We start from the raw sequence: 9,845 nt of genomic DNA, 5'->3' as shown, positions 1-9,845 counted from the left end.
GAGCATGCAGGGCGGGCTTTGCCGGAGTACATGGTGCCCACCGCGATCGTGTCGCTGGATGCGTTCCCGGTGACGGTGAACGGCAAGCTGGACCGAGCGGCCCTGCCCGCACCGAACTTCGGCGGGACGAGCGGGCGAGGCCCGGCGACCGCGCTGGAAGAGATCCTGTGTGGTCTGTTCCGTGAGGTGCTCGGCCTGGACTGGGTGGGTGCCGAGGACTCGTTCCTTGAGCTGGGCGGCGACTCGGTGCTGGCGACCCGTCTGATCGTCCGGATCCGTACCGTGCTCGACACCGAGGTCGGCATCCGTGATCTGTTCCGGGGACCCACGGTCGCTGAACTCGCCCGGCTGGTCGACGCCCGACGCGATACCGGAGTCCGCCGCCCCGCCCTGGTCGCGGCGGAACGCCCCGAGGTGCTGCCGCTGTCGTTCGGTCAGCAGCGGATGTGGTTCCTCAACCAGCTGGACGAGGCAGGTGCCGATGCCGCCTACAACGTGCCCCTGGTGCTGCGTCTCTCCGGTGAGCTGGATCTGAGCGCACTGGAATCCGCGCTCGGTGATGTGGCCGACCGGCACGAGAGTCTTCGTACGGTGTTTCCGGCTGTCGATGGTGTGCCGCGGCAGCGCATTCTGATGGGTGCGGCGGGCCGGCCGCGGTTGGGTACGTGTGATGTCGGTGCGGCCGAGCTGGCGGGGGTGCTGGTCGGGGAGGCTGCGCGGGGCTTTGACCTGTCGGGTGAGTTGCCGTGGCGGGTGTGTCTGGTGGCGCTGTCCGAGTGCGAGTTCGTGCTGCTGGTGGTGGCGCATCACATCGCGGTGGACGGGTGGTCGATGGGGATCCTCGCCAATGATCTGCGGGCGGCGTACGCGGCCCGGCTGGTGGATGGTGTGCCGGAGTGGGCGCCGCTTGGGGTGCAGTACGCCGACTATGCGCTGTGGCAGCGTGAGGTGCTGGGTGAGCTGGATGACCCGGACAGCCTGATCAGCGCCCAACTGGGCTACTGGCGGCGAGCGTTGGCGGGTCTGCCGGAGGAGCTGGCGCTTCCGGTGGATCGGGTGCGCCCGGCGGTGGCCTCCTTCCGGGGTGGCTCGGTGCCGTTGGAGGTGGACCCGGAGACGCACGCGGCGCTGCTGGAGGTGGCCCGTCAGGGTTCGGCGACCATGTTCATGGTGGTGCAGGCGGCGTTGGCGATGCTGCTGGCGCGGCTGGGTGCGGGGGGCGACATCCCGATGGGTACGGCGGTGGCCGGGCGGGGAGATCGCGCGCTGGAGGATCTGGCGGGGTTCTTCGTGAACACGCTGGTGCTGCGCACCGATGTCAGCGGCGATCCGACGTTCGAGGAGCTGTTGGGCCGGGTCCGGGAGGCCGATCTGGCGGCCTACGCCCATCAGGATGTTCCGTTCGAGCGGTTGGTGGACGAGCTGAATCCGGTGCGGTCGCTGTCCCGGCATCCGCTGTTCCAGATCATGCTGGTGCTCCAGAACGTGCCGCCCGCGCAATGGGACCTGCCGGGCCTGAGGGTCGAAGCCATGGACGAGCGGGCGTTGCCCGACGAGGCGGTCCCGGCGCGCGTGGACCTGTCGTTCAACCTGGCCGAGCGCCGCGATGAGCGTGGTGCGCCGGCCGGGATCGCGGGCGACCTTCGCTACGCCAAGGATCTGTTCGACGACACCACGGCCCAAGAACTCGCCCGCCGACTCCAGGGTGTTCTGACGCAGGTGGTCGCCGATCCCGGCATGCGGCTCAGCGACCTGGACGTGCTCGATTCGGCCGAACGGCACGCGGTGCTTCACGCCTGGAACGACACCGACCGGGAGACGCCCGCCCGGACCTTGCCCGAGCTGTTCCAGGCCCAGGTCTCCCGTACTCCGGACGCCGTGGCGGTGACGGACGCCGATGTCACGCTGACGTACGCGGAGCTGGAGGCGCGCGCGAACCAGGTGGCGCACGCGCTGCTCGGTCGCGGCATCGGCCCGGAGGACCGGGTCGCCGTCGTCATGGAACGGTCGGCCGAGCTGGTCGCGGTACTGCTCGGCGTGGTCACGTCGGGTGCCGCCTACGTACCCGTGGACCCCGCCTATCCGGCGGACCGTATCCGGCTGATGCTGGCCGACACCAAGCCGGTGCTTGTTGTGTGCACCCGTGCGAGTGCTCCGGCCGACGCCCCGTTCCCCTTCCTCGTCGTGGACGACCCGTCCACGACGGCCGAGATCGCGGCCGCCCCCACGACCGCGCCCGTTGACGCCGACCGGACCGCTCCATTGCGCCTTGCCCATACGGCGTACGCGATCTACACCTCCGGGTCGACCGGGACACCGAAGGGCGTCGCGGTCACCCACCGGGGGCTGTCCAACCTGGTGTCCTGGCGCGTGGCGCACTACGGCTGGGGCCCGGGCGACCGGGTGCTCCAGTTCGCGTCGGTGTCGTTCGACGTGTCCGTCGCGGAGATCTTCCCCGCGCTGGCGGGCGGTGCCATGCTCTGTGTCGCCCGCCGCGACGGCGACACCCTGACGGAGCTGGAGCAACTGGCCGTCACCGCCGTTACGTTCACCCCGAGCGTCCTGGAGTCGATCCTCGGCGACGACGAGCGCTCGGCGACCGTGCGGGACACCGTCCGGCACGTCGTCCTGGGCGGCGAGGAGTACGGGTCCGAGCTGGTACGACGCTGGGCCCCTGGACGCACCTTCCACAACGAGTACGGGCCGACCGAAGCCACCGTCGTCGTCACCTCCTGGGCGGCTCCCGACCCGGTCCCGGACGCGGTGTCCCTCGGAGTCCCGGTCACCAACACCCGGGTGTACGTCCTGGACGATTTCCTGCGCCCGGTGGCGCCGGGGGTGGTCGGTGAGCTGTACGTCGCCGGGGCGGGCCTGGCGCGCGGCTACGTCCGGCGCCCCGGCCTGACCTCCGAGCGCTTCGTGGCCTGCCCCTTCTCGGACTCCGGCGAGCGGATGTACCGCACCGGCGACCTGGTGCGCTGGACCCGCGAGGGCCAGTTGGTGTTCGCGGGCCGTGCGGACGACCAGGTGAAGGTGCGTGGTTTCCGTATCGAGCTCGGTGAGGTCGAGGCGGTGCTGGCGGCGCACGAGAGCGTCGGCCAGGTCGCGGTGGTGGCCCGGGAGGATCAGCCGGGCGTGAAGCGCCTGGTCGCCTATGCCGTCCCGGCCGCTGAAGACGTCGACGGCGGCGCGCTGCGCGAGCACGCCGCACGGGCCCTGCCGGACTACATGGTGCCCTCGGCCGTGGTGGTCCTGGACGCGTTGCCGATGACGGTCAACGGCAAACTGGACCGGGCCGCGCTCCCGGCGCCCGCCGTGGGCGACACGGTGGGCCGGGGCCCGGTCACCCCGCTGGAGGAGGCGCTGTGCGGGCTGTTCGGTGAGCTGCTCGGGCTGGAACGCATCGGCGCGGAGCAATCGTTCTTCGAGCTGGGCGGCGACTCGCTGCTCGCGATGCGGCTGATCGGGCGGATTCGCAAGGACCTCGGAGCCGAGATCAACATCCGCAAGCTGTTCGGCGCCTCGTCGGCCGCGGGCATCGCCGCCCTGCTGGAGCGCGAGCGGGGCGCCGCACGCCTCCAGGTCCTCGCGCGCACCCGCCCCGACCCACTGCCGCTGTCCTTCGGCCAGCAGCGCATGTGGTTCCTTGGCCGGCTGGAGGAGGCCGGCGCGGGCGCGGCCTACAACGTGCCGCTGGCGCTGCGGATGTCCGGCGAGCTGGACATCGCGGCCCTGGAAGCCGCCCTCGGCGACCTGGCCGAACGGCACGAGATCCTGCGTACCGTCTTCCCCGAGAAAGACGGTGTGCCCCGGCAGCACATCCTGCACGGCCCAGAGGGCCGGCCCCGGCTGCACCGGCGGCGGCTCCCCGAGGACGCGCTGCCCGCCGCGCTGGCCGAAGCCGCCGGTCGGCGCTTCGACCTCGCCCGCGACCTGCCGTGGCGGACCGAGCTGCTGGTCCTGACCGACACCGAGTTCGTGCTGATGCTGGTGGCCCACCACATCGCGGTCGACGGCTGGTCGATGAGTGTCCTCGCCCGCGACCTCCAAGCCGCGTACCAGGCACGACGCGCCGGTTGCGCGGCGGACTGGGAGCCGCTGCCGGTGCAGTACGCGGACTACGCCCTGTGGCAGCGCGACGTCCTCGGCGACACCGACGACCCCAACAGCCTGCTGAGCGTCCAACTCGACTACTGGCGCGAGGCGCTGGCACACCTCCCCGAGGAACTGACGCTGCCGGTGGACCGGGTCCGGCCCGCGGTGCCGTCATTCGAGAGCGGGTCGGTGCCGGTCCGGGTGGACGCGGCCACCCACGCCGCGCTCACCGAGGCCGCCCAGCACGGCTCGGCCACCCTGTTCATGGTGATTCAGTCGGCGCTGGCAATGCTCCTGGCCCGGCTCGGCGCCGGAACCGACCTTCCCATGGGCACGGTCGTCGCCGGCCGTGGCGACTCCACCTTGGAGGACCTCGCCGGTTTCTTCGTGAACACGCTGGTGCTGCGCACCGACGCGGGCGGCGATCCGACGTTCGAGGAGCTGCTGGCCCGGGTCCGGGACACCGACCTGGCGGCGTTCGCCCACCAGGACGTGCCGTTCGAGCGGCTGGTCGACGACCTCAGCCCCGAACGCTCACTGGCCCGGCACCCACTCTTCCAGGTCATGCTGGCGCTCCAGAACATACCGGCCCCCGCCTGGGAGCTGCCCGCCCTGACGGTGCGGGCCGAGGACGCCGCGCCGGTGCCCGCCCGATTCGACCTGTCCGTGACCCTCACCGAGCACCGGAACGGGCAGGGCACCCCGGCCGGCATCGATGGCGACCTGTCGTACCCGACCGACCTGTTCGACGACTCGACCGCCAAGGCGCTCGCCGGTCGGCTGGTGCGGGTGCTGGAGCAGGTGGCGGCTGATCCATCGCTCAGGGTGAGTCGGCTGGAGGTGCTGGAGCCTGCCGAGGTGCGGCGGGTGGTGGAGGGGTGGAATGACACCGCCTGGCCGCTGCCGGTCCGTACGCTGCCGGAGTTGTTCGCGGCGCAGGTGGCGCGGACGCCGGGTGCGGTGGCGGTGGCTGGTTCCGATGCGACGTTGACGTATGCGGAGCTGGACGCTTGGGCGGAGCGTGTGGCGTGTTGGCTGGTGGGTCGTGGGGTGGGTGCGGGGAGCCGGGTGGGTGTGGTAATGGACCGCTCGGCGGAGCTGGTGGCGGTTCTGCTGGGGGTGGTCAAGGCGGGGGCGGCCTATGTGCCGGTGGATCCGGACTATCCGGTGGAGCGTATTGGTTTCATCTTGTCCGATGCCGCGCCGTCGTTGGTGCTGACCACGATGGCGTATGGGGATCGGGTGGCCGGGGCGGTGTATTGGGACGATCCTGTGGTGGCCGGCGAGCTCGCGGCGGTGGGCGGGCGAGTTGAGGTGGCGGTGTCGCCCGACAGCCTGGCGTATGTGATGTATACGTCGGGATCGACTGGTGTGCCGAAGGGGGTCGCGGTCACTCACGGGAATGTCGCGGCTTTCGTTGCGGACCGTGCTTGGCGGGACGATGTCGTGGAGCGGGTGCTGGTGCAGGCCAACCATGCCTTCGACGCTTCTACCTATGAGTTGTGGGTGACGTTGGCGCGGGGTGGGCGGTTGGTGATCTTGCCGCATGGTGAGAAGGACGCGGCTGCGCGTGGTCGTTTGATCGCCGAGCATGGTGTGACCAATGTGCATGCGACAGCCGGTCTCTTCCGTGTATTGGCGGAGGAGTCGCCGGAGGTCTTCGCGGGGGTGCGGGAGGTGTCCACCGGCGGGGATGTGGTGTCCGCGTCCGCGGTTCGGGCGCTGCTCAGGGCGTATCCGGAGCTGACGGTCCGTACGACGTACGGGCCGACCGAGACGACGGCGTTCACCACGCAGTTGGCGTTCACGGCTGGGGATCCGGTGCCGGACAGTGTGCCGATCGGGTATCCGATGGACAACAGCCGGGCGTACGTCCTGGATGAGTTTCTGCGGCCGGTGGCACCGGGCGTCATCGGCGAGCTGTATATCGCCGGGGCTGGGTTGGCGCGTGGTTACGTCCGGCGCCCCGGTCTGACGTCCGAGCGGTTCGTGGCGGCGCCGTTCGGCGGCTCGGGTGTGCGGATGTATCGCACGGGTGACCTGGCCCGGTGGTCTGCCGAGGGTCAGTTGGTGTTCGCGGGCCGTGCGGACGATCAGGTGAAGATTCGTGGTTTCCGGATCGAGCCGGGTGAGGTTGAGGCGGTGCTGGCGGCGCATGAGAGCGTCGGCCAGGTCGCGGTGGTCCTGCGGGAGGATCAGCCCGGGGCCAAGCGGCTGGTGGGGTATGTGGTCCCGGCCGGTGACGACGTGGATGCGGAGGCTTTGGGGGAGTACGTGGCGGGCAAGGTGCCCGACTACATGGTCCCCTCGGCGATCCTGTTCCTGGACAGCCTCCCGGTCACGGCCAACGGCAAGCTGGATCGTGCCGCCCTGCCCGCCCCGGAGTTCACCGGCAACGCGGGCCGGGGCCCGCAGACCCCGGTGGAGGAACTCCTGTGCGGGCTGTTCCGTGAGGTGCTGGGCCTGGAGTGGGTGGGTGCCGAGGACTCGTTCTTCGAGCTGGGCGGCGACTCGATCATGTCGATGCTGGTCGTCGCCCGCGCCCGCCGCGCCGGAGTCCTGCTCACCGCCCGGCAGGTCTTCGAACACCGCACCCCCGCCGCACTGGCCCGAGTCGCCGGTGCGGTCACCACTGAGGCGGCAGTGCCCGGCACGCGGAGCAGCGGGCCGGTGCCCCTCACCCCCGCCATGCTGGAACTCGCCAAGCGAGCGGGCTCGGTGGCGCTCACCGGGACGTTCTCCCAGTCGATGCTGCTGGAGGTCCCCGCCGGGCTGGACCCGGACCGGCTGGTGGCGGCGGTGGAGGCGTTGTTCGACCGGCATGGTCTGCTGCGCGCGCGGCTGGAGTTCGACGGGGGAACGGGCCGGCTGGTGATCCCGGAGCATGGCCACGGGGTGGAGGCCGGGGACTGCGTGGTGCGCGCCGGAACGGAAGACGTGGCCGCCGAGGCGGAGCAGGCCGCGCGGCAACTCGACCCGGTGGCCGGGGTGATGGTCCGGGTGGTCTGGTTCGACACGGGACCGGACGCCCCTGGCCGACTGCTGCTGGTGGCCCACCACCTTGTGGTCGACGTCCTGTCCTGGCGGACGCTCGTCCCGGACCTGGCCGCCGCGTACGCGCTTGCCGACCCGGATGAGCCGGCCGCGGACGGTGGGGAGCCCGCCGCGGGCACCTCGTTCCAGCAGTGGGCCACTGCCCTGGCCGAGCAGGCGATGAGCGCCGAGCGGGTGGCCGAGCTGCCGGCCTGGACCCGGCTGCTGGACGGCCCGGACGCCCCGCTCGCTCACCGCGCCCTCGATCCGGCCGTCGACACCGAGGGCGCCGGCATGCGGCGCGTCGAGCTGCGACTGCCGGTGTCCGTCACCGAGGCGCTGCTGACCCGGGTGCCCACCGCGTTCCACGCCGGTGTCGACGAGGTGTTGCTGACGGGTCTGGCAGCAGCCGTGGAGGAGTGGCGTCCTGCCAGGGGACGCGCCGTCCCCGGCGGGCTGCTGGTCGACGTGGAGGGACACGGCCGTGTGCCGCTCTCCGACGCCATGGATCTGACCGGCACGGTCGGCTGGTTCACCAGCTCCCACCCGGTACGGCTGGAGACCGGCTCCGTCGACCTGGCACAGGTACGGGCGGGCGGCCCGGAGGCGGGCCGGCTGCTGAAGCGGGTCAAGGAGCAGGTGCGGGCCGTCCCGGGGGAGGGGCTCGGCTACGGCATGCTCCGTCACCTCAACCCGGGGACCGCCCCCGAGCTCGCCGCACTGCCCGACGCACAGATCGGCTTCAACTACCTCGGACGGATCACGCACACCGACGACACCTCTCGCGGAAACTGGCGGCCCGTCGGCGGCCTGGGCCTGGACGGGCGGACGGACCCCCGGATGGCCGCCTCCCATGCGCTGGAAGCCGGCGGCCTGGTGACCGAGGGCCCGGAAGGCTCCGAGCTGACCGTCTCCCTGGTGGGCCCCGTCGGCCTGTTCGACGAGGAGGCGCTGCGGGAACTGGCCTCCGGCTGGTCGGCGATGCTGACCGGACTCGCCGGCCACGCCGGCCGGCCCGGCAGCGGCGGGCGCACCCCGTCCGACTTCCCCCTGGTCACGCTCGGGCAGGAGGACGTCGAGGAGTTCGAGGCGGACATCCCGGACCTGATCGACGTATGGCCGCTGTCGCCGCTGCAGGAAGGCCTGCTCTTCCACGCCCGGTACGACGAGCAGACCCGTGACATCTACGTCGAGCAGACCTTCGTCGATCTGGAGGGCACTCTCGACACCGGGATCATGCGCGGCGCGTGGCAGGCGTTGCTGGACCGGCACGCCGCCCTGCGGACCGGGTTCCGGCAGACGTCCCGGATGGAACGCCCCGTCCAGGTGGTCTTCGCCGAGGCCCAGCTGCCATGGCGCGAAGTGGATCTGTCCGGTCTGTCCGAGGCGGACGCCGACGCCGAGCTGGCGCGGCTGGCGCGGGAGGAACAGGCCCGGTTCGACCTGGCGGTCCCGCCGATGCTCCGGGTGCTGCTGGTGAGGCTGGGTTCGGCACGCCACCGACTCTTCGTGACGCTCCATCACATTATCCTGGACGGCTGGTCGCTGCCGGTCCTGTTCGACGAGCTGTCCGAGATCTACGCGGCCGGGGGCGACGCGAGCGGACTGCCGTCGGCGATGCCGTACCGGGACTACCTCGCCTGGCTGGACCGCCAGGACAAGGAAGCCGCCCGGGACGCATGGCGGGAAGCCCTGGCCGGCGCCTCCGAGCCGACCCTCGTCGCCCTCGCCGAGCGGGGCGGCGAGCCCATGCCACCCCGGACGATCACCACGACAGCCGGTACGCAGCTGACCGCGCGGCTGGCGGATATGGCACGCGTCAACGGCCTCACCCTCAACACGGTGATCCAGGGAGTGTGGGGCGTCCTGGTCGGCATGCTCACCGGCCGCACCGACGTGGTGTTCGGCGCCACCGTCGCCGGCCGCCCGGCAGACCTGCCGGGCGCCGAGCGGATGCTCGGACTGCTCATGAACACCATCCCGGTCCGTGTGCGCCTCGACCCGAGCCTGACGGTCAGCGAACTCCTCGCCGGCCTACAGACGCGGCAGGCCGAACTGATCGCGCATCAGCACCTCGGCCTCACCGAAATCCAGCGCCTCGCGGGCGCGGGCGCGACATTCGACACGCTGCTGGCGTACGAGAGCTATCCGCGCCACCCTCAAGGCCCGCTGCGCATCGACGGCGTCACCGTGGGCGCGCTGGACGGCGAGGACGCTGCCCACTACCCGCTGTTCCTCGGCGTCATCCCCGGCGACCAGCTCGAACTCCGCCTCGACTACCGCCCCGACGTCCTCGACGAACTGACTGTCCGGGTCCTGGCGGAACGACTCGTCCTGGTGCTGGACCAGGTGGCCGCCGACCCGGGGGTGCGCGTCGGCCGACTGGAGCTGCTCGACGCGGCCGAGCGGCACTCCGTGGTGACGGAATGGAACGACACGGCTCGGCCGGTGCCCGATGTGACGCTGCCGGGGTTGTTCGGAGTGCAGGTGGGGCGGACGCCGGGTGCGGTGGCGGTGATGGACGATGCGGGGTCGTCGTTGTCGTACGCGGAGCTGGACGAGCGGTCGAATCGGGTGGCGCACTGGCTGGTCGGTCGGGGCGTTGGACCCGAGAGCCGGGTCGCTGTGCTGATGGAGCGGTCGGTGGACGTGGTGGTGGTGTTGTGGGGGGTGCTGAAGGCCGGTGCCGCCTATGTCCCCGTCGATCCGGAGTATCC

General features: G+C 71.5%; 1 protein-coding gene. It reads left to right on the top strand.

Translation table 11 applies throughout. The features are described from left to right. Positions 1–33: 33 nt before the first annotated feature. The coding region (locus ABZU99_RS34580; RefSeq protein WP_356228158.1) for an amino acid adenylation domain-containing protein at positions 34–9,845 on the top strand (9,812 nt) is incomplete at its 3' end.

Origin of the sequence: Streptomyces sp. NPDC005266, from assembly GCF_040607655.1 — a bacterium.
Classification (GTDB): domain Bacteria; phylum Actinomycetota; class Actinomycetes; order Streptomycetales; family Streptomycetaceae; genus Streptomyces.
The sequence above is the reverse complement of the archived record's forward strand: the minus strand, read 5'-3'. Positions and strand labels throughout refer to the sequence as shown.